The 19,420-nt window shown below is 66.1% G+C and carries 13 protein-coding genes; 9 read left to right on the top strand and 4 right to left on the bottom strand.

Annotation, left to right across the window (positions count from 1 at the left end):
• Nucleotides 1–479 precede the first annotated feature (479 nt).
• From IHE47_RS01595 to IHE47_RS01585, 3 genes are all read left to right on the top strand, one after another.
• Nucleotides 480–827 carry a hypothetical protein gene (locus IHE47_RS01595; RefSeq protein WP_192103540.1) on the top strand — a complete coding sequence of 116 codons (348 nt, stop codon included), beginning with the start codon at nucleotides 480–482 and terminating at the stop codon, nucleotides 825–827.
• Nucleotides 828–911: 84 nt separating this feature from the next.
• On the top strand, nucleotides 912–1,214 hold the full coding sequence (locus IHE47_RS01590; RefSeq protein ID WP_192103538.1) for a hypothetical protein: 303 nt from the start codon (nucleotides 912–914) through the stop codon (nucleotides 1,212–1,214).
• A 218-nt stretch (nucleotides 1,215–1,432) separates the two neighbouring features.
• Nucleotides 1,433–1,852 carry a hypothetical protein gene (locus IHE47_RS01585; RefSeq protein WP_192103536.1) on the top strand — a complete coding sequence of 140 codons (420 nt, stop codon included), beginning with the start codon at nucleotides 1,433–1,435 and terminating at the stop codon, nucleotides 1,850–1,852.
• A 291-nt stretch (nucleotides 1,853–2,143) separates the two neighbouring features.
• Here the strand turns inward: IHE47_RS01585 and IHE47_RS01580 are convergent, their stop codons facing one another.
• The 4 genes from IHE47_RS01580 to IHE47_RS01565 form a co-directional block, all read right to left on the bottom strand.
• On the bottom strand, nucleotides 2,144–3,694 hold the full coding sequence (locus IHE47_RS01580; protein ID WP_192103534.1) for a response regulator: 1,551 nt from the start codon (nucleotides 3,692–3,694) through the stop codon (nucleotides 2,144–2,146).
• A gap of 26 nt (nucleotides 3,695–3,720) precedes the next feature.
• Nucleotides 3,721–4,164 carry a response regulator gene (locus IHE47_RS01575; RefSeq protein ID WP_192103532.1) on the bottom strand — a complete coding sequence of 148 codons (444 nt, stop codon included), beginning with the start codon at nucleotides 4,162–4,164 and terminating at the stop codon, nucleotides 3,721–3,723.
• Between the two features lie 3 nt (nucleotides 4,165–4,167).
• Nucleotides 4,168–5,961, bottom strand: coding sequence for an ATP-binding protein (locus tag IHE47_RS01570; protein WP_192103530.1), 1,794 nt, complete (start codon nucleotides 5,959–5,961; stop codon nucleotides 4,168–4,170).
• A gap of 437 nt (nucleotides 5,962–6,398) precedes the next feature.
• Nucleotides 6,399–8,744: a GH92 family glycosyl hydrolase gene (locus IHE47_RS01565; protein WP_192103522.1), complete on the bottom strand. Its 2,346-nt coding sequence runs from the start codon at nucleotides 8,742–8,744 to the stop codon at nucleotides 6,399–6,401.
• A 441-nt stretch (nucleotides 8,745–9,185) separates the two neighbouring features.
• On the opposite strand from IHE47_RS01565, the gene IHE47_RS01560 reads away from it, so the two are divergent.
• From IHE47_RS01560 to IHE47_RS01535, 6 genes are all read left to right on the top strand, one after another.
• Nucleotides 9,186–10,244 carry a LacI family DNA-binding transcriptional regulator gene (locus IHE47_RS01560; RefSeq protein ID WP_192103520.1) on the top strand — a complete coding sequence of 353 codons (1,059 nt, stop codon included), beginning with the start codon at nucleotides 9,186–9,188 and terminating at the stop codon, nucleotides 10,242–10,244.
• A gap of 104 nt (nucleotides 10,245–10,348) precedes the next feature.
• Nucleotides 10,349–11,581, top strand: a complete 1,233-nt coding sequence (gene fucP / locus IHE47_RS01555) for an L-fucose:H+ symporter permease (RefSeq protein WP_225561557.1) — start codon at nucleotides 10,349–10,351, stop codon at nucleotides 11,579–11,581.
• 8 nt (nucleotides 11,582–11,589) lie between these two features.
• Nucleotides 11,590–12,564 carry a carbohydrate kinase gene (locus IHE47_RS01550; protein WP_192103516.1) on the top strand — a complete coding sequence of 325 codons (975 nt, stop codon included), beginning with the start codon at nucleotides 11,590–11,592 and terminating at the stop codon, nucleotides 12,562–12,564.
• A gap of 11 nt (nucleotides 12,565–12,575) precedes the next feature.
• The gene (locus IHE47_RS01545) at nucleotides 12,576–13,808 is read left to right on the top strand and encodes an AGE family epimerase/isomerase (RefSeq protein WP_192103514.1); all 1,233 of its coding nucleotides are present in this window, start codon (nucleotides 12,576–12,578) and stop codon (nucleotides 13,806–13,808) included.
• Nucleotides 13,809–14,607: 799 nt separating this feature from the next.
• On the top strand, nucleotides 14,608–17,691 hold the full coding sequence (locus IHE47_RS01540) for a TonB-dependent receptor (RefSeq protein ID WP_192103512.1): 3,084 nt from the start codon (nucleotides 14,608–14,610) through the stop codon (nucleotides 17,689–17,691).
• 94 nt (nucleotides 17,692–17,785) lie between these two features.
• On the top strand, nucleotides 17,786–19,342 hold the full coding sequence (locus tag IHE47_RS01535) for a sulfotransferase (protein ID WP_225561550.1): 1,557 nt from the start codon (nucleotides 17,786–17,788) through the stop codon (nucleotides 19,340–19,342).
• The last annotated feature ends 78 nt before the right edge of the window (nucleotides 19,343–19,420 follow it).

Genomic DNA, 19,420 nt, shown 5'->3' with positions numbered 1-19,420 from the left:
GCTCGTCCACCGACACATACGAGAACATGCCCAGTTGCTGGATGTCGGCTCCGCGCACGGAAACGGCCTGATGATTGATGAGGGCTATGATTGTCGCCGGTGCGGGGGGTTTCTCAACAGCCTGCTAACCAGTCATTCAAGCGGACGGCTCCGCCGCCGCTTAATTCCAGCGTTAGGTCGCTATGCGCATCCCCTTAGATACCATCGGAGAAATCCGGAACAGTGAAAGAGCCGAGCATCGAGTGTTGGTCTCAGGTGATGCCGAGGGCAGGGATGGCTTGTTTATTTACGAGTGGTGGGTTGGTTCAAACGGCCCCAATGCGAACAATGCGTTCGATTCTTGGGTCGCTGATCGACAAGAGCTTCAACAATTTTTCAAGGAGACCGGCTGGGATGTTGCGTGGTCGACCTAACATCTCGTTCAAGGCGGACGGCTTCGCCGCCGCTTAACTCCAGCGTTAGATGCCACAGGAGGGTCTATGTTCAACTGGTTTAAAAAGAAGGGATCTGGCCCAGATTTTTCTTCCCTCAATTCGCGTGAAAAGGTTGAGGCTGCCACTCGAAGCGGCGACCTAGTCCCGATGCTCTTAATGCCCAAGGAATTCGGCGGCCCAGATGCCGGCCCAAACGTAGTGTTTGTTCCTGCTTGGGCCGCTCAACAAAAGCAGAGAATCGACATCGGCACCATTCTCCCGTTAGCGCAAGATGGGAAAATCAAGCAATACTCGGCCAAACCGTCATACAAGGGTGACAGTTTTGTTCCGTCCGTAGTTACCGTGCACGCTCATGACCCTTCTGACTTCACTGCAACCATTGAGGTTTGGTGACGACGTGGCGTCTAACTACTCATTCAAGGCGGACGGCTTCGCCGCCGCTTAATTCAAGCGTTAGACCTCACAGGGAGCGTCTCGATGATCGAAACCATTTTGATTGTTCTGGGTCTTGTCGTCGTGGCCTATGGTTTCATCGGTCTCGTAGGGGTCTGGCTCGTTCCAACCATCGGTAACTCGCCCCTCTATGGTCCGGGCATGCTCACCGGGCGCACAGAGCCCACCCGCACCTATAAAACGATCATGTCCCTTTGGAATCTGTTTATTGGTGCGTATCTCGTTTCGTCGTCTTCGGGTCATCGCACGCTAGCCTTTGTTTTCTGTTTGCTCTTCTTGTTATGTGCAGTCACATCCATGTTCATTCGGTTTCGACAAAACAAATAAGGTCTAACATCTCGTTCAAGGCGGACGGCTTCGCCGCCGCTTAACTCCAGCGTTAGACACAGGGAATATTGCGTGATGAGCGATACAAGCCAATCCATATCTGGCGCAGGTCACGGCAGCACTGGATGTAGTTCACCACGACACACTCTGGCCGAAAACCACTAAATATTCAGCAAGTTTCGAAGCTAGATGCCCTAGGAGAGACCGGATTTATGATCATGTCAGGAATGCAAATTGCTCGACTTGTTGCAGTAGGAACAACTCTTCTATCTACTGCAATAGGGCTTATATTCACATCTAAATCCATGAAAGGAATGAGCCACGGTTCGTGCCCCGACCCGGACAGCTTTGATGGCAAAACTTTATCGGGAAGCTCCGGCAATGTTCGAGGCAATGAATTCACTGGAATCTTGAGATTTCAAGTAAACGACAAAGCACTGCTGGTGAGTTCTTCATTCCCTCCTCGCTTCGCGACGCTTCTAACTCTGTCTAAACTACACGGCGTGTGTAAGCGTAGTTTGTTTTTCAAGTACGTTTATCTGACATATGAAGAAGATGCGTCGTTCAAAATGAGAATATCGAAATCCATCGCGGATCAAATTCAAAAATATTCATATGGAAGCTGGCTGTATAGCTAACACCTCGTTCAAGGCGGACGGCTTCGCCGCCGCTTAACTCCAGCGTTTCGCGCGTTCTTGTAGGGCAGTAAGGCTGCCTTGACTGCGAACTGCAAGGCCGCGATCCGTGGCTGCAGCCCGTACGCCAAGCAACACCGCCCCCAGTGGCGCGCCCCGGCGCTCAACCACCCACTAAACCTGGCGCGCCTCCGGCAGCCAGCGCCTGGCCGCTCCAGGTACGGCTAGACCGTTGCGGCAGAAAAGCCCCTCTCCCCAACCCCTCCCTCGCAAGCGGGAGAGGGGCATTGCGGGTCAGGCGCCGGCCAACGCCAACCGCAACGTGCGCAACAGCTTTCGCGTGGTGACCGGCTTGTCGAGCACGTGCAGGCTGGCCAGGGGCGGCAGTTCGTCGGGGTTCGGCGGCGCGTCCGGGCGCACCAGCATCACCACGGCGCCGTCGTAGCCCTGCTCGACCAGTGCGGCCAGCGTGCGCACGCCGGTGAGCAGGTTCATGTCCGCATCCATCAGCACGAGGTCGGGCAGGCCGTAGGCGCCGATCCATTGCAAGGCGGCGGTGCCGCTCTGACTGGCGCTGGCCTGGTAGCCCCAAGCGTCCAGCGTGTCGGTGAGCAGGGAGAGTTCGCTGGCGGCCTCGGCCACCACCAGCACGAGCTCGCCCAGGCCTTCGAGATCGCTGCTGTCGCCGCCCGCCTCGGCGACGTCCGGCGCCTCCTGCAACGGGATGTAGAGGTCGAAGCGCGTGCCGCGGCCCGGTGCGCTGTCCACGCGCATCACGCCGCCGTGGCTGGCGACGATGCGGCGGCAGGACAGCAGGCCGAGGCCGGTGCCGCTTTCCTTGGTGGTGAAGAACGGCTCGAACAGGCGCGCCAGCACCTCGCGGCTCATGCCGGTGCCGCTGTCGGTCACGCTGAGGCGCAGGTGCTGGCCTGGGCGCGGCTGTTCGCCCTGTTGGAAGAAATCCGCCTCCAGTTTCTGCTGCGCCGTCTCGATGCGCAGCTCGCCGCCGGCCGGCATCGCCTGGATCGCGTTGAGGCAGAGGTTGAGCAGGCATTGCTGCAGTTCGGTGTGGTTGCCGGCGAAGCTGAGCTCGGGCGCGTCCACCGCCACCTGCATGCGGATCGCCCGCGGCACGCTACCCTTGAGCAGCAGGCCCAGCGCATCCATCAGCGCGCCGAGGCGCACTTCCTCGGCGCGGCGCGCGCCGCGGGCGAAGGAGAGCATGGACTGCACCATTTCCAGCCCGCGCTTGCCGCAGTCGCGCACCAGTTCGCCCAGCCGCGCGAGCTGCGGGTCGTCGCCGCGGTCGCGCAGGCTTTCGCCGGCCAGCAGCAGCGGCTGCAGCAGGTTGCGCAGGTCGTGGCTGAGGCCGCCGGCCAGCATGGCCAGGCTCTCGAAGCGTTGCGCGCGGATCAGTTCCGCTTCGGCGCGCTGGTTGGCGCGGTGCTCGGCGGCCTCGGCCAGCGCGCGGCGCACGGCGCTGGCGAGGCGCGCCGGGTTCTGCTTGAGGATGTAGTCGGTGGCGCCGTCGCGCAGCGCCGCGATGGCCGCCTCCTCGCCCAGCGTGGCGGAGACGTAGATGAAGGGCAGGTCCTCGTCGCGCTGGCGCAGCAGTTCCAGCGCGCGCCGGCCGGAGAAGCCCGGCAGGCTGAGGTCGGACAGCACGATGTCGGGCGCGAACTCGCCCAGCGCGGCGAGATAGGCCGCCTCGTCGTCCACCACGCGCGCCTCGTGCGGCAGCGCGTCGTCGGCCAGCTCGACCAGCACCAGCTCGGCGTCCTCGCGGCTGTCCTCCACCACCAGCACGCGAATGGGGCGGGCGTCGCGGCCTTGCGGACCATGCATGGGCAGCATCTCCTTCGTTCGCGGTCTCAATCGTATTCGGGCGCCTGGTTCAGCACCGCCCAGAACTGTCCCAGCGTGCGCACGGCGGTGAAGAACTGGTCGACGTCCACCGGCTTGATGACGTAGGCGTTGACGCCGAGGTCCCAGCTGCGCGCGAGGTCGCTTTCCTCGCGCGAGGAGGAAAGGATCACCACCGGGATGCGCTTCAGGCGCTCATCGGCGCGCATGCGCTTGAGCACTTCCAGGCCGTCCATGCGCGGCATCTTGATGTCCAGCAGCACCACGGCGGGATTGCCCGGTTCGCGCGTGGCCCAGGCGCCGCGGCATTGCAGCCAGTCCATGCATTCCACGCCGTCCTGCAGGTGCACCACCGGGTTGGCGAGGTTGGCCTCGCGCAGCGCGTCCAGCGACATTTCGGCGTCGGCCATGCTGTCTTCGACCAGCAGGATGGTGCGGATATGGCGATTCATCACTCAGAGTCCCTCGTTGTGTACGCCGGACAGGTCGCGCGCCGGCAGCGAAAAATGGAAGCGTGCGCCGCGGTCCGGCTCGGCCTCGGCCCAGGCACGGCCGCCGTGGCGGGCGAGGATGCGCCGCACGTTGGCGAGGCCGATGCCGTTGCCGGGGAAGTCCGAAGCGCGGTGCAGGCGCTGGAAGACGCCGAACAGCTTGTCGGCGTACTGCATGTCGAAGCCGGCGCCGTCGTCGCCCACGGTGAACTCGTAGTCGCCGTTGCGGCCGCGCTGGACGTCCACCGTGATGTGCGCGACCTCGCGCTGGCCGGTGTACTTCACCGCGTTGCCGATCAAGTTCTGCCACACCGTGCGCAGCATGTTCTCGTCGCCCACCACGATGGGCAGCGGCGCCATCGACCAGGCGATGCGCCGCTCCGGCACCTCCGCGGTGCACAGCGCGCGCGCCTCCTCGGCCAGCGACTGCATGTCCACCGGCTGCAGGCGCAGCGCGCCGCGGCCCAGGCGCGAGAACACCAGCAGGTCCTCGATCAGCTGCCCCATGCGCTGCGCCGAGCCGCCGATCACGTCGAGGTAGTGGCTGCCCGTCTCGTCCATCTGCTCGCCGAGGTGCTGGCGCAGCTTGCGCGCGAAGCCGGCGATGTGGCGCAGCGGTGCGCGCAGGTCGTGCGAGACCGAATAGCTGAAGGCCTCCAGTTCGCGGTTGACGTCGGTGATCTGCGCCACCTTGCCCTCCAGTTGGTGGTTCAGCTCGTTGACCTTGTGCTCGGCCAGCGCGCGCGCGGTGACGTCGCTCACGGTGAGCAGCAGCGCCTGCGCGTCGCTGTCCTGCTGCTGGATGCGCCGGGCGTTGATCACCACGTGCCGGTCCACGCCGTCGGGGGTGTGCTGGACGACCTCGTAGTCCCACAGCTCGCGGTCGCGCAGCAGCACGTCGTTGAGCCGCTGCAGCAGGGCGCCGTCGCTCCATGCGCCGCTGCCGATCTGCGGCAGCGACAGGGCGCGCTGGTGCTTCGGATCCAGCCCGTACAGCTCGGCGAAGGCGGCGTTCACCAGCAGGCTGCGCAGTTGCTCGTCGAACAGCGCGATGGGCTCGCGCACCGCCTGCACGATCAGCTGCGCGCGCAGCACCGCACGGCCTTCGCGGGTCTCCGCCAGCTGGCGCTTGCCGATCTGCCGCTCGGAGGTGACCACCACCACGATCAGCAGCAGCAGCTGCGCCAGCGCGATCAGCCCGAGCACGAACTGGCTGCGGCGCACCTGGTGCTCGACGTCGCGGCTGCGCTCGACCAGCAGGCGGTCCGCGGACTGCGCGATGCCGTCGATCAGCATGTGCATGCGGAACAGGTCGCTGGCGTCGCGCAGCGACTGCCGCGCCCCGCCGGCGTCGCCCTTGTGCATCCGCGCCAGCGCCTGGTCCACCAGCGTGACGCGGCCGTTGACCACGCTCTCCAGCGCGCCGATGCTCACCTGCTGGTCCGGGTTGTCGATGGTCAACGCATGCAGCCGGCCCAGCAGTCCGGGAACCTGGTCCTTGGCGCCCAGGGCGCGCTGCTCGGTGGCGGTATCGCCATCACCGGCGAGGATGCGGTAGCTCGCCGCCTCGCTGTCGCGGATCAGGTAGGCGATGCGGTAGGTGAGCGCCTTGATCGTATTGGCATGGTTGAGCCAGCGGTTGGCCTCCTGCGTCTGCTCGGCCATCACGCGCATGGCGAGGTACGGCAGGGCCACGATGACGACCATCGCGAGCAGGAGGCCGGCGAAGCGCCAGCGTGGCAGGCCTTGGGCTTTCATCGGACACGCGACATCGGCGACTCCCGATCGGCTGGGCCCGGCTCCCCGCGGGCACTCTCCCTATTCTGCGCAGGTTTGCCGGCGACGGCCAGCCCGCGGGCGATGCTGGCCAGGAATCCCCGGAAAGCCCCGGGCCTGATTGGCGTCGAGTCTCAGCGTGCCATGTGCTGTCTCCCTCCCCTGCGTGCAGGGGAGGGTTGGTGTGGGGTCAAGCTCTTGCGAAAGCCATCCATGAGCGTCTTTCGCAAGGTTTCACCCCCTCCCAGCCTCCCCCTGCAAGCAGGGGGAGGGGCAAATCGGCTCACCGCTGGGACTCGACGCCAATCAGGCCCCCGGGGAGAAGAGCCCGCGTCATCGCGGGGACAAGGCGATTCGGGGCGCGGGTGACGCAGGCATACACCCCTGGTGCCGTCCACGCGGAGGTTTCCGGCGAGGCCTCACTGCTGCCACGGGCTCATCGATGCCGGTCGTGCCGCGGTCGCCGTGCCCCACTGCCTGTTCGGCTGCGCCTGCATCACGAAGCGCAGTTCGCCGCCGGCGAGGATCTCGCCGTGGCGCAGGAAGACGCGGTCCAGCGGCTTGCCGTTGAGCGTGACCGATCCGACGTACGGATGCGCCGCATCCATGTGCTCGGCCACGATGGTGAACGCGTGCCCGTTCGGCAGGTGCAGCACGGCCTTCGGCACGAAGGGCCGGCCGATGGCGTATTCGTCGCTGGCCGGCGTGACGGGGTAGAAGCCCAGCGCGGTGAAGATGTACCAAGCCGACATCTGGCCGAGGTCGTCGTTGCCGACCAGGCCGTCCGGCGTGATGCCGTACTGGCTGTCCATGATCTGCTGCAGCCGCTGCTGCGTCTTCCACGGTGCGCCGGCGTAGTCGTAGAGGTAGGCGATGTGGTGGCTGGGTTCGTTGCCGTGGGCGTACCAGCCGATCAGGCCGGTGATGTCCTCGACGTTCTTGAAGATCGCCGGGTCGACCTTGGCGTCGAACAGCTGATCCAGCTTGCTGACGAACTTCGCGTCGCCGCCGTAGGCCGCGACCAGGCCCGCCACGTCCTGCGGCACGTACCACGAGTACTGCCACGCGTTGGCCTCGGTGTAGTCGCTGCCGTAGGCCGCGGAGGCGGGATCGAACGGTGTGCGGAACTGGCCGTTGCTGAGCTTGGCGCGCATGAAGCCGGTCTGCGGATCCCACACGTTGCGCCAGTTGGCCGCGCGCTTCTCGAAGGTGGCGTAGACGTCGTGCTTGCCCAGTGCCCCGGCCATCTGCGCGATGGCCCAGTCGTCGTAGGCGTATTCCTGGGTCTTGGAGCCGGCCTCGGTTTCCTTGTCGATCGGCACGTAGCCGAGCTTCATGTAGTCGGCGAGGTCGCCGTAGTTGCCATAGGTGGCGGTGGACACCATCGCCTTCAGCGCCTGGTCCGCATCGAAGCCGCGCACCCCCTTGATGTACGCGTCGGCGATGATCGCCACCGCGTGGTAGCCGGTCATGCACCAGGTTTCCAGGCCCTGGTACGCCCACACCGGCAGCATGCCGAACGGACTGGCCTGCTGCGCGGCGATCAGCGAGCGGATGAACTGCGTGCTGAGGTCGGGCCGCAGCAGCACCATCAGCGGTTCCTCGGCGCGGTACACATCCCACATGGACCAGCTGGAATAGAAGTCGAAGCCGGCGGCCTTGTGCACCTGGTGGTCGGGGCCGCGGTACTCGCCGTTGACGTCCATGCTCAGCGTGGGCGCGAGCATCGCGTGGTAGAGCGAGGTGTAGAAACCGGTGCGCTGCGCCGGCGTGCCGGTCACGTCGATCGCGGACAGCGCCTTGTTCCAGGCCGCGGTGGCATCGGCGCGGCGGGCGTCGAAGTCCCAGCCCTTGCCGTCCCGGTCGAGGTTGGCGACGGCGTTCGCCTCGCTCACCGGCGAGATCGCCACCTTCACCAGCAGCGGCCGATCCAACTGGCCGAAGTCGAACACGCCTTCCAGCGCGCGGCCGTTCTCGGCGTCGCGGTCCTCGGGCTGGTTGCCCGGGCCCTTGAAGCCCTTGTAGGGCACGTCCGTCTCGCGGTCGTACAGCGTGCGCGAGGCCATGGGCTGGTTGAAGCGCATCGCGAAGCACAGCTCGCGCCCCGGCGCCCAGCCGCGCGTGGTGCGGCAACCCGTCACCGTGCCATCGTCGTGCACGCGCAGGTCGGCCCACAGCACCTTGCCCGGGTAGTCGTAGATGCTGGGACGCAGGTCGAGCAGCAGGTGCGCCGGCTGGTCCTTCGGGAAGGTGTAGCGGTGCCAGCCGACGCGCGTCGAGGCGGTCAGCTCGGCGCGGACGCCGTAGTCGCCCAGGGTCACCGCGTAATAACCCGCCTGCTCCACTTCGCTGGCGTGGCTGAAGCGCGAGCGGTAGCCGCTGCCGGGCTTGTCCGCATCGCCCGGATCGAGCTTCACGTCGCCGGCGACCGGCATCACCAGCACGTCGCCCAGGTCCGAGTGGCCGGAACCGGAAAAGTGCGTGTGCGAGAAGCCCACGATGGTGGGATCGCCGTACTGGTAGCCCGCGGCCCACTTGTAGGCGTGCTTGAAGTCCGGCATCGCGGTATCGGGCGAGAGCTGGATCATGCCGAACGGCACGGTGGCGCCGGGGAAGGTGTGGCCGTCGCCGCCGGTGCCGATGCGCGGATCGACCGCGGCGGCGTTGCCGACCGCGGCCGTCGCGGCCAGTGCGCCGCCGCTGGACAAGGCCAGCGAAACCGCCATCGCGAGTGCCGGACAGAATTGCTTGCAGCGCTGGTTCATGGATGCCTCTTTGAAGTGCGTGCCTGGTTTCCGCGATCGAAGGAGGCTTTGGTCTTTTGCCCGTCGATCTTTTGCTCGTCATTCCGGCGAGGAGCTTCACAACAGCCGAAGGCTGGTCAAGCCGGAATCCAGTGACTTTGCATTCAAGCTAAGGCATTGCAGGCACTGGATGACTCGCTTCGCTCGCCCCTTCGGGGCCGCCCTTCGGGCGTTCTGCGCGCGGAGCGCTTGTCCGGCTTACGCCGGGATGACGGGCAAAGGCACCGGGATAGCGGGTAAAAACCGGTCAGCCGGACTTCCACAAGGAAACCGCAAAAATTTGTATCGTTCCAAGCCGGGGACGCTACCATCGCGGCACGGACTTGTGCATGCTGCATCGCGGAAGCGCTGGCGCCCCGCATACGCTACATTTTGATCGTTCCAATACCCGTCAAGACGAGCATGGCCACGGACAGCACGCCTCACGCCAACCGCAAGATCACTCTCGCCGACATCGCCGCCGGTTGCGACGTGTCGCGCGCCACCGTGTCGCTGGTGCTGCGCGGCAGCCCGCTGGTGAACAAGCTCACCCGCGCCCGCGTCGAGGAGGAACTGCGCCGCCAAGGCTACGTGTACAACCGCGCCGCGGCCAACCTGCGCCGGCGCATCTCGTCGAGCATAGCGCTGGTGCTCAACGACCTCGCCAACCCGTTCTTCGCCGAGTTCGCCACCGGCGTGGACGAGGCGCTGGGCGGCGCCGGCTACGTCACCCTGCTGGGCAGCACCGGGGAATCGATCGCGCGCGAGCAGGCGGTGCTCGGCTCGCTGCTGGAGCACGACCCGGCCGGCGTGATCCTTTCGCCCGCGGAAGGCAGCGACGCCGGCCAGGTGCTGAAGACCATCGGCATGCGCACGCCGCTGCTGCTGTTCAACCGCGAACTCGGCGGCAAGGCCTCGTCCGACGCGCCGTGGGACCGGCTGATGCTGGACAACCAGCGCGGCGCGCGGCTGGCCACCGAGCACCTGATCGCGCTGGGCCAGCGGCGCATCGCCTTCTTCGGCGGCCACGCCGGCTCCAGTTCCTGCCAGCAGCGCCACGCCGGCTACGTCGAGGCGATGAAGGCGGCGGGCCTGCCGATCGAACCGCACTGGCGCATCGAATGCGCGCCGAACCGCGTGGACGCGGCGGCGCAGTGCGGCGCGCTGTTCTTCGACGCGCCCGCGCCCACCGCGGCGGTCTGCTACAACGACGCGGTGGCGCTGGGCCTGATGCTGGGCCTGTACCAGCGCGGCATCCGGCCCGGCCGCGACTTCGCCGTCACCGGCTTCGACGACATCGCCGAAGCCGCGCTGAGCGCGCCGCCACTCACCACGCTGGCCTCGATGCCGCGCGCGCGCGGCCGCCAGGCCGCCGAACTGCTGCTGCGCCGGCTGGGCGAGCCGCAGGCCGATCCGCAGCGCACCGTGTTCCCGGTGCAACTGGTGGTGCGCGGCAGCAGTTGCCCGCCGCCGGCAGCCTGATCTTCCACCTGGGGAAACGCATGGCCTTTGCTTCCGCGCCACAACCTTCGCCCGCCGCCAGCGGCAACGCCGGCAGCGGCCGCTATACCGATTACCCGGCGGCGATGATGGCCTGTTCGGTGATCTTCTTCATGTGGGGCGCGCTGACCAGCCTCAACGACATCCTGATCCCGCACCTGAAAGCGCTTTTCACGCTGAACTATTCGCAGGCCATGCTGGTGCAGTTCGTGTTCTTCGGCGCGTATTTCCTGATGGCGCTGCCCGCCGGCAGGCTGGTGGAACGCCTTGGCTTCAAGCGCGGCATGGTGGCGGGGCTTGCCGTCGCGGGCATAGGCGCACTGCTGTTCTCGCCAGCGGCAGAATGGCAGAGCTATCCGTTGTTCCTCTTCGCGTTCTTCGTGCTGGCCACCGGCATCACCGTGCTGCAGGTGGCGGCCAATCCCTACGTGGCCCTGCTCGGCCCCGCGCGCACCGGCTCCAGCCGGCTGACGCTGGCGCAGACGCTCAATTCGTTCGGCACCGCCGTGGCACCGTGGGTGGGCGGCCTGCTGATCCTCTCCGGTGTCATGCTGAGCGCCGACCAGGTAGCTGCACTGCCCGCCCTGCAACAGGCGGCCTACCGCGCGCAGCAGGCGCATGCGGTGCAGATGCCTTACCTGGTGCTGACGGCCGTGCTGTTCCTGCTGGCCGTGTTCGTGGCGCTGTTCCGCCTGCCGCCGCTGGCCGAAGCCAGCGAGCAGGCGGGTGGCCTCAGGCACACGCTGGGTGACGCGCTGCGCGTCCCGCACGTGAAGTACGGCGTGATCGCGATCTTCTGCTACGTGGGCGCGGAAGTGGCCATCGGCAGCTTCCTCATCAACTACCTCGCACAGCCGGATATCGGCGGCATGACCGAACAGCAGGCATCGCGCTACGTGAGCTTCTACTGGACGGGCGCGATGATCGGCCGCTTCCTCGGCACCTTCCTGCTGGCATGGCTCAATCCGCGTCGACTGCTGGCGGTGTTCGCCGCCATCGCGGGCGTGCTGGTGCTGGTCAGCATGACGAGCCAGGGCCACGTGGCGATGTACAGCATCGTCGCGGTGGGCCTGTTCAACTCGATCATGTTCCCCACCATCTTCGCGCTGGGCATCGAGCGGTTGGGACCGCTCACCGACAAGGCGTCCAGCCTGCTGATCATGGCCATCGTCGGCGGCGCGCTGATCCCGTGGCTGCAAGGCGTGCTGGCCGATCACCTGGGCGTGCACCACGCCTTCGTGCTGCCGGTGCTTTGCTACGCCTTCATCCTGTTCTACGGCCTGCACGGATCGAAGATCCGTGACGCCATCCAGAGGTAATCCGCACGATGCATTCCGTACTCTGCTTCGGCGAAGCGCTGATCGATTTCCACGCCGAAGGCCGCGACGCCCACGGCTACCCGCGCGCCTTCGTGCCGTTCGCCGGCGGCGCGCCCGCCAACGTGGCGGTGGCGGTGGCGAAGCTGGGCGGCGCGGCGCGCTTCGCCGGCATGCTGGGCCAGGACCTGTTCGGCGACTTCCTGCTCGACAGCCTGAGGCACGCCGACGTGGACACCCGCGACGTGGCACGCACCGGCGAAGCGAACACCGCGCTGGCCTTCGTGGCGCTGGACGCGCACGGTGACCGCAGCTTCAGCTTCTACCGGCCGCCCTCGGCCGACCTGCTGTTCCGCCCCGAGCACTTCCGCGCCGATGCGTTCGACGACACCGCGGTGTTCCACGTCTGCTCCAACAGCATGACCGAACCGGCCGCGGCGGAAACCACCCGCGAAGGCATGCGCCGCGCGCGCGCCGCCGGCGCGCTGGTGAGCTTCGACCTCAACCTGCGCCCGGCGCTGTGGCCGCAGGACGTCGACGCGCGCGCGCAGGTGTGGCCCGCGCTGCAACTCGCCGACCTGGTGAAGCTCAGCGCCGAGGAATTCGCCTGGCTGGCGGTGGACGGCGCAGACGCCGTGCTGGAACGCCTGTGGCAGGGCCGCACGCGCCTGCTGGTGGTCACCGACGGCCCCGCCCCGCTGCGCTGGTTCCACCCCGATGCCGAGGGCGAACTGCCCGCCTACAGCGTGCCGATGGTGGACAGCACCGCCGCGGGCGACGCCTTCGTGGGCGGCCTGCTGCAGCAACTGGCCGAGCAGCAGGTCGGCGCACGCGACCTCGACGCGCTGGTCGCCACGCTGCCGCGCCTGCACGCCACCCTGCGCCATGCCGCCGCCGCCGCCGCGATCGCGGTGACGCGGCAAGGCTCGTTTGTCTCGCTGCCGACCACCGGCGAAGTCCTCGCCTTCATGGCATCACATTCCTGAGTCCCGCACCCATGAGTTCCGTCCTGCCCGCCACGCCGCTGCCCGACTTCAACTCGCCCGCCTTCCTGCGCCGGCACATCGCCGACACCATGGCGTTCTACCACCCGCACGCGATCGACCCGGCCGGCGGCTTCTTCCACTACTACAAGGACGACGGAGCCATCTACGACCGCAGCCACCGCCACCTGGTGAGCAGCACGCGCTTCGTCTTCAACTACGCGATGGCGGCGATCGAGTTCGCCGACGACGCCACGCTCGCCGCCGAATACCGCGACGCCGTGCGCCACGGCCTGCGCTACCTGCGCGACGTGCACCGCAACGCGCAGACCGGCGGCTACACCTGGACGATCCGCGACGGCAAGGCGGAAGACCGCACCAACCACGCCTACGGCGTCGCCTTCGTGCTGCTGGCCTACTCCAGCGCGCTGAAGGCCGGCATCGCCGAAGCCGCCGCGTGGATGGACGAAACCTGGGACCTGCTCGAACGCCGCTACTGGGACGCCGGGGCCGGCCTGTACCGCGACGAGGCCGATGCCGACTGGCACTTCAGCAGCTACCGCGGCCAGAACGCGAACATGCACATGTGCGAGGCGATGCTGGCCGCGTACCAGGCCAGCGACGACGTGCGCTACCTCGACCGCGCGCTCACGCTGGCCGACCACATGACGCGCCGCCAGGCCGCGCTGGCCGACGGCCTGGTGTGGGAGCACTACGACACGCAGTGGCGCATCGACTGGGACTACAACAAGGACAACCCCAAGCACCTGTTCCGCCCCTGGGGCTTCCAGCCCGGCCACCAGACCGAATGGGCCAAGCTGCTGATGATCCTCGAGCCGCTGCTGCTGGAGCGCAACCGCGAGGAGCGCTGGATCCTGCCCGTCGCACGCCACCTGTTCGACACCGCGGTGAAGCACGCGTGGGACGAGAAGCACGGCGGCCTGTGCTACGGCTTCGCGCCCGACGGCAGCGTGTGCGACGACGACAAGTATTTCTGGGTGCAAGCCGAATCGCTCGCCGCCGCCGCCCTGCTGCACGCCCGCACCGGCGACGCCGGCTACGCCGCGTGGCACGACAAGCTGTGGGCGTATTCGTGGCAGCACTTCGTCGACCACGAATACGGCGCCTGGTACCGCATCCTCACCCGCGACAACCGCAAGTACAGCGACGAGAAGAGCCCCGCCGGCAAGGTGGACTACCACACCATGGGCGCGTGCTACGAGTTGCTGCAGTTGCACGGGCGCTGACAACGGCGCCCGGGCCCAGGATCCATCCACCCCTCGGCGCCTGCGCCGGAGGTGGCCGACACAGGGGCCCGGACGGGGCGAATGTGCACGACGCGGCGCCATCGACGCAGCCGGCCTGCCCTGTCCCCGGGGATGATGCTGCAAGGCACGGATAATCAATTGATCCGGCGCCAGACCATCCCGCGGCATTCAAACCCGGCCGGAGCCAAAAGCACCAGACGACATGCCGCCATAGGCATAAAGCCATGGCCGGTAAAAAGCATGGCCATTCGCGGAAATGCCGGCAAGCATCGGAATGTGCCGGATACAAGATTCGCGGCCCTTGATTAAGGTCCACTCGATTTACTTCTTGCTTCGTGAATCAGAAGAAATCCATTGCCCATCACGAGTGCGCTGGCGGCCGTGCGTGGCCATGCAGGGCGAATGCAGGCCATGACGTCTGCTGAAGGCGCCAACCCGATACCGCATCGCGTCATAATCGCTGCATTGCACAAAATTTAGATCAATACAAATTCCTATTGACAGCGGTTCTTCCGTTGTTTTATCTATGTTGAGCGCGTTATAGCGCCCTAAAATTTAGATCGATCTAATTTTACGAAGGAAGGGATTTGGGGACGGCGTGGCAATTGTTTCGCCTGCGGCATATGCCCTTCGACTGAGTCGGCCGGCATAAATCCCGGAGAGCGGTACCAAGGGTCATGGCGAAAGCCATGGCCAAGGGTGGTTTTGTGCCCCCTGAAACATCGGATAAGGGGGATTCCATTAACACTTAAGCCAAATGGCGAGCGAGGGGAGTCACATGTATCGCAAGAGGGTTCTATCCACAGCAATCGTCGCGACGCTGATAATCAGCGGATCAGCCCATGCGCAGGCAATCACGGGCGGCGTCTATGGCAGCGCGCCCGCGGGCAAGAACGTGGTCGCCGAAGTGACCAATCCGGCGACGGGTTATGACAACAAGGTGCAGACCGATGCCAGCGGCCATTACACGGTCACCGGCCTGATGCCCGGCGACTACGTCGTCAAGCTGCTGCGCGACGGCCAGGTCGTCGACCAGCTCGGAGTCACCGTGCATGCCGGCTCCAACAGCCCCGCCATCTTCGCGGCCACCGGCAAGAACGTGACCAACCTGAACTCGGTGACCGTCACCGCCAGCCGCCCCGCGGTCAACGCGATCGACGTCACCACCAGCCAGCAGGTCCAGACCTGGACCTCCACCGACGTCAACCGCCTGCCACTGATCAACCCGGATCTCGTGGGCGTCGGCTCGATGCAGTCGAACGTGGCCGCCATCACCAGCTCGCACGGCAATGCCCCACAGTTCAACGGCGCGTCGGGTACCGAGAACCGGTACTTCATCAACGAATTCAACATGACCGACATGCAGCAGGGAGCGATGCCGGACAAGATCCCGAACGAGGCGTTCCAGAGCATCTCGACCGTCGACGGCGGCATGGATGCGAAGTACGGCAGCTCCATGGGCGGCGTCATCAGCGGCACGATCAAGCAGGGCACGAACGACTTCAAGGCCGGCGTCGACCTGTCGTTCACCCCAGCCACCGGCGTGCTGAACGAGAACCTCAAGAACACCTACAACCTCAACGGGCAGATCGCCAACAACAACCAGGGCAACCACTGGTCGCCCAGCCTGCTGCAGGACTACTGGGCGTCCGGCGCCCTCATCCAGGACAAGCTGTTCTTCTACGCACTGGGCGAGATCGAGCCGAACAACTACGGCCAGGGCGTGCAGGGCTCGACCCCGACCACCCAGGTCGACGGTTCGAACAAGACGCTCAACACCAACCGCAACAAGCAGTTCCTGATCAACCTCACCTGGGACATCGCGCCGGGCCATACGCTGAACGTCTTCGGCGATCGCCAGACCGCGTACCAGGCAGACTCCCAGTATCCGCTGGCCACTCCGTATGACGCTGCCAGCGCCGCGCCGACGCTGGCGAACTGGGGCGGCAACGCGTGGCACGACAAGATGCTGGTCGCCAACTACCACGGCCAGATCACCGACACGTTCTCCGTCACCGCGATGGCGGGCACCTCGCAGCAGTACTTCTCCAGCTACAACCTGTACGGCATCGACGTTCCCAACATCACGTACCACAACCCGGATACGGGACAGAACACCAGCCCAGCGGGCAACGGCGCCGGCAGCGCCTACATCCTGAAGTACCGCATGATGGGGTCGCGCATCGACTTCACCTGGGACGTGACCGAGAACAACGAGGCCACCTTCGGCGCCGAGCAGTACAGCCCCAGCATGGCGCAGTCGAACATCCCCAACCCGAACACCTGGACCTACAACTACTGCAGCACGGCGACGGGCCCCACGGAGCCCTGCGTCATCAACGGCCAGACCGTCAATCCGGCGACGGGGCAGACGTTCGCGCCGGGCACGAAGTACGTCACGTCGAACTACGCGCCGCGCATCTACTACAACAGCTCCCCCACCTACGGCTATTACCTGGCCGACAGCTGGCACTTCGCCGACAACTGGACGGCCTATCTCGGCGGGCGTTACGACAACTACGCCATGACCGACAACATCAACGTGAAGATGTACAGCAAGGGTGACTTCACGCCACGCGTCGGCGTGGCCTGGGACGTCCACGGCGACTCCAGCCTGAAGATCGGCGCCACCGCGGGCGAGTACAGCGAAGGCATCCCGCTCTACTTCAATGCCTACGGCGGCACGCCCGGCCAGGGCTACATCCACACCAACACCACCTACGTGTACACCGGCATGGCCCCCGATGGCGTGCCGACCGGCCTGACCCAGGTGGGCACGGTGCAGGGCAGTTCCGGCAGCGGCCTGCATTACCTGACACCCGACCAGTTCATCTCGCGCACCACGCAGAACGCCAAACTGCGCCAGTTCGAGGTCTACGCACAGCAGAAGCTGGGCGACAACTGGACCGCCGGCGCGACGCTGTTCACCAGCAAGCTGATGGGGCTGCCGAACATCGACGGCAACACCAGCCAGCTAGCCGCCTACCTGGCCGCGCATGGCTATCCGAACGCCAGCCTGCTGGGCCAGTACCTGATCACCCCGGGCAAGGACATCACCATCCCGGTGCAGCTCAACGGCAGCAACAGCCCGCTGACCATGTACACCTTCCCGGCCAGCTACCTCGGCTATCCGTCGCTGCATCGCCGGATCTACCAAGCCAGCCTGACCCTGGACCACGCCTACTCCGATGACGAGCCGTACTACCTGAGCGCCTCGTACACCTGGCGTCACGAGTTCGGCAACACCGATGGCACCACCGACTACTCGCAGAACGGCACCGACAACACCGGCGCCACGGGCTACGACGGCGCACTGTCGTCCGCAGCCTTCCTGCAGGGCGCGAACGGAAACCTTTCCGACGACATCCCGTCGACGTTCAAGGTCTTCGGCTACTACAAGTTCGCCCACTACGGCGAGTTCCTGAAGGGCCTGCGCCTGGGCGGTGCGCTGACCTACTACCAGGGCGGCCCGATCGACTGCCTGTCCAACTATCCGTACCCTAACAGCACGGACATTGGCAGCGGCCAGACCGGCAACACCAATGCGTTCTACTGCAACACCCTCGCGAACGCGCTGAACAACAACCCGAACTCGCCCACCGTCATCTACCCCAAGGGCAGCTATGGCCGGCTGCCGGCGTACAAGCAGGTGGACCTGGACGTCGGCTACGACTGGGCCTACGACAAGAACGCGTTCTCGCTGGACCTGAAGGTGCTGAACCTCTTCAACAGCCAGACCGTGACCGCGTACAACAACCAGATCCAGACCGGCGGCGGCCAGTACAACCCCCTGTTCATGTCGCCGAACAGGTTCCAGGCCGGGCGTGTCGGCGAACTGGTGTTCCGCTGGCAGTTCAACTGATGGCCTGACGTCGTACCTCGCTTGACACCGATGCCCCCATGTCCCAGACATGGGGGCATCTTCGTTTCACCCGCAGCACGTCCCGGAGACGATTTTGAACACGCTATTGCAAGGCCTGGATCCCGCTGCGGCCAACCGCGTGATCGCCGCGGCGCAGGCACTGGAGATGCAGCGCCCCGACCAGGCCATCGGCCAGTTGGGCCCGGTGCTGGCCAGCCATCCGGATCATCCCGAAGTCCTGCGCCTGCAGGCGAGCCTGCTGAGCCTGCGCGGCGAACACCGCACGGCCTTGCACGCGATGCGGCGTGCGCTGGAGCAGCGCCCGCGCGTAGCCCTTTACCACAACGCCTATGCCATCCTCCTCGCGGATGCGGGCGAGCTCGAGCAGGCGATCGCGTGCCTGCGCCAGGCCTGCGGGCTGCAGCCGGGCTTCGTGCTGGCCTGGTACAACCTGGGCCTGTTCCTGACCCGCAGCGCGCACTTCGACGAAGCGAAGCAGGCCTTGCGGCATGCGGTGGAGCTGGCTCCCGCCTATGCGGCGGCACGCGCCCAGCTCGCCGACCTGCTGCGCATGGACAATTGCCGCGACGAAGCCATCGCCGAGTACCGCAGGCTGCTTGCCGAGCAGCCATGGACGGGCATGGCCTGGTGGGGCCTGGCGGAGATCAAGACGCTGCGGCTGGAGCAGACCGACAGCGATGCCATCCGGCGCGCCTATGCGCACCCGCGCGCCACCGACGGCGATCGCGTCAGCATGGGCTTCGCGCTGGCCAAGGCATTCGACGACCAGGGCCGCTACGCCGAGTCCCTGCAGGCATTGGCTGCGGCCAACGAGCTGGCCCGCAGGCACAGGACATGGAATGCGGCAGGCTTTGCCTCGACGATGGCCGCGATCCAGGCCACGCCCTGCCACGCCGATGCCGGGCAGGAGCTGGGGTCGGAAGTGATCTTCATCGTGGGCATGCCCCGCTCGGGATCGACGCTGATCGAGCAGATCCTCGCCTCGCATTCCAGGGTCGAGGGCGCCGCGGAACTCGCCGACCTGCCCCTGCTGATCGCCGAGGAATCGGCCAGGCACCGGAAGCCCTACCCGAAGTGGTTGCCGGACATGAGCGCCGATGACTGGCGGCGGCTGGGGCGGCGCTACCTGGAGCGCACCGCACGCTGGCGCCGGCAGCGCCCGGTGTTCACCGACAAGCTTCCCAACAACTGGATGCATGTCCGCATGATCCGCGCGATGCTGCCGGCGGCGCGCATCGTCGTCAGTCGCCGCGACGCGCTGGAAACCTGCTTCTCGTGCTATCGGCAATTCTTTCCCGGCAACGACTACACGCGTAGTTTCGCCGACCTGGCCGCGTACTGGCGCAGTTTCGATGCCGCCGCCAGCCACTGGGCGAAGGAAGCGCCGCGGCACGTCCACCAGCACGTGTACGAAGACCTGCTGCGCGATCCCGCCGGCAGCATCCGCGAGCTGCTCGCATTCTGCGGCCTGCCGTTCGAGGAAGCCTGCCTGCGCTTCAACGAAACGCAGCGCGCCGTCGGCACCCCCAGCGCCATGCAGGTACGGCAGCCGCTGCGCACCGATACGGCGCGCGCGCCACGCTATGGCGAGCTGCTCAATCCCTTGCGCGAGGCGCTGGGGCTTGCGTGACCGGCGCCGGACGGGCCTGCGGACAGCCTGCGGGGATGGTACGGCCGGCAAGGAAGACAGCTTCGGTGCACCAATGCA

It is taken from the genome of Rhodanobacter sp. DHB23, from assembly GCF_014842975.1.
Classification (GTDB): Bacteria; Pseudomonadota; Gammaproteobacteria; order Xanthomonadales; family Rhodanobacteraceae; genus Rhodanobacter_A.
The sequence above is the reverse complement of the archived record's forward strand: the minus strand, read 5'-3'. Positions and strand labels throughout refer to the sequence as shown.

Coding starts and splice junctions, on each gene's coding strand:
- IHE47_RS01585 (WP_192103536.1), top strand. CDS start 1,433: ATGTCAGGAATGCAAATTGCTCGACTTGTTGCAGTAGGAACAACTCTT.
- IHE47_RS01560 (WP_192103520.1), top strand. CDS start 9,186: ATGGCCACGGACAGCACGCCTCACGCCAACCGCAAGATCACTCTCGCC.
- IHE47_RS01595 (WP_192103540.1), top strand. CDS start 480: ATGTTCAACTGGTTTAAAAAGAAGGGATCTGGCCCAGATTTTTCTTCC.
- IHE47_RS01580 (WP_192103534.1), bottom strand. CDS start 3,694: ATGCATGGTCCGCAAGGCCGCGACGCCCGCCCCATTCGCGTGCTGGTG.
- IHE47_RS01565 (WP_192103522.1), bottom strand. CDS start 8,744: ATGAACCAGCGCTGCAAGCAATTCTGTCCGGCACTCGCGATGGCGGTT.
- IHE47_RS01570 (WP_192103530.1), bottom strand. CDS start 5,961: ATGAAAGCCCAAGGCCTGCCACGCTGGCGCTTCGCCGGCCTCCTGCTC.
- IHE47_RS01575 (WP_192103532.1), bottom strand. CDS start 4,164: ATGAATCGCCATATCCGCACCATCCTGCTGGTCGAAGACAGCATGGCC.
- IHE47_RS01545 (WP_192103514.1), top strand. CDS start 12,576: ATGAGTTCCGTCCTGCCCGCCACGCCGCTGCCCGACTTCAACTCGCCC.
- IHE47_RS01590 (WP_192103538.1), top strand. CDS start 912: ATGATCGAAACCATTTTGATTGTTCTGGGTCTTGTCGTCGTGGCCTAT.
- IHE47_RS01550 (WP_192103516.1), top strand. CDS start 11,590: ATGCATTCCGTACTCTGCTTCGGCGAAGCGCTGATCGATTTCCACGCC.
- IHE47_RS01540 (WP_192103512.1), top strand. CDS start 14,608: ATGTATCGCAAGAGGGTTCTATCCACAGCAATCGTCGCGACGCTGATA.
- fucP (WP_225561557.1), top strand. CDS start 10,349: ATGATGGCCTGTTCGGTGATCTTCTTCATGTGGGGCGCGCTGACCAGC.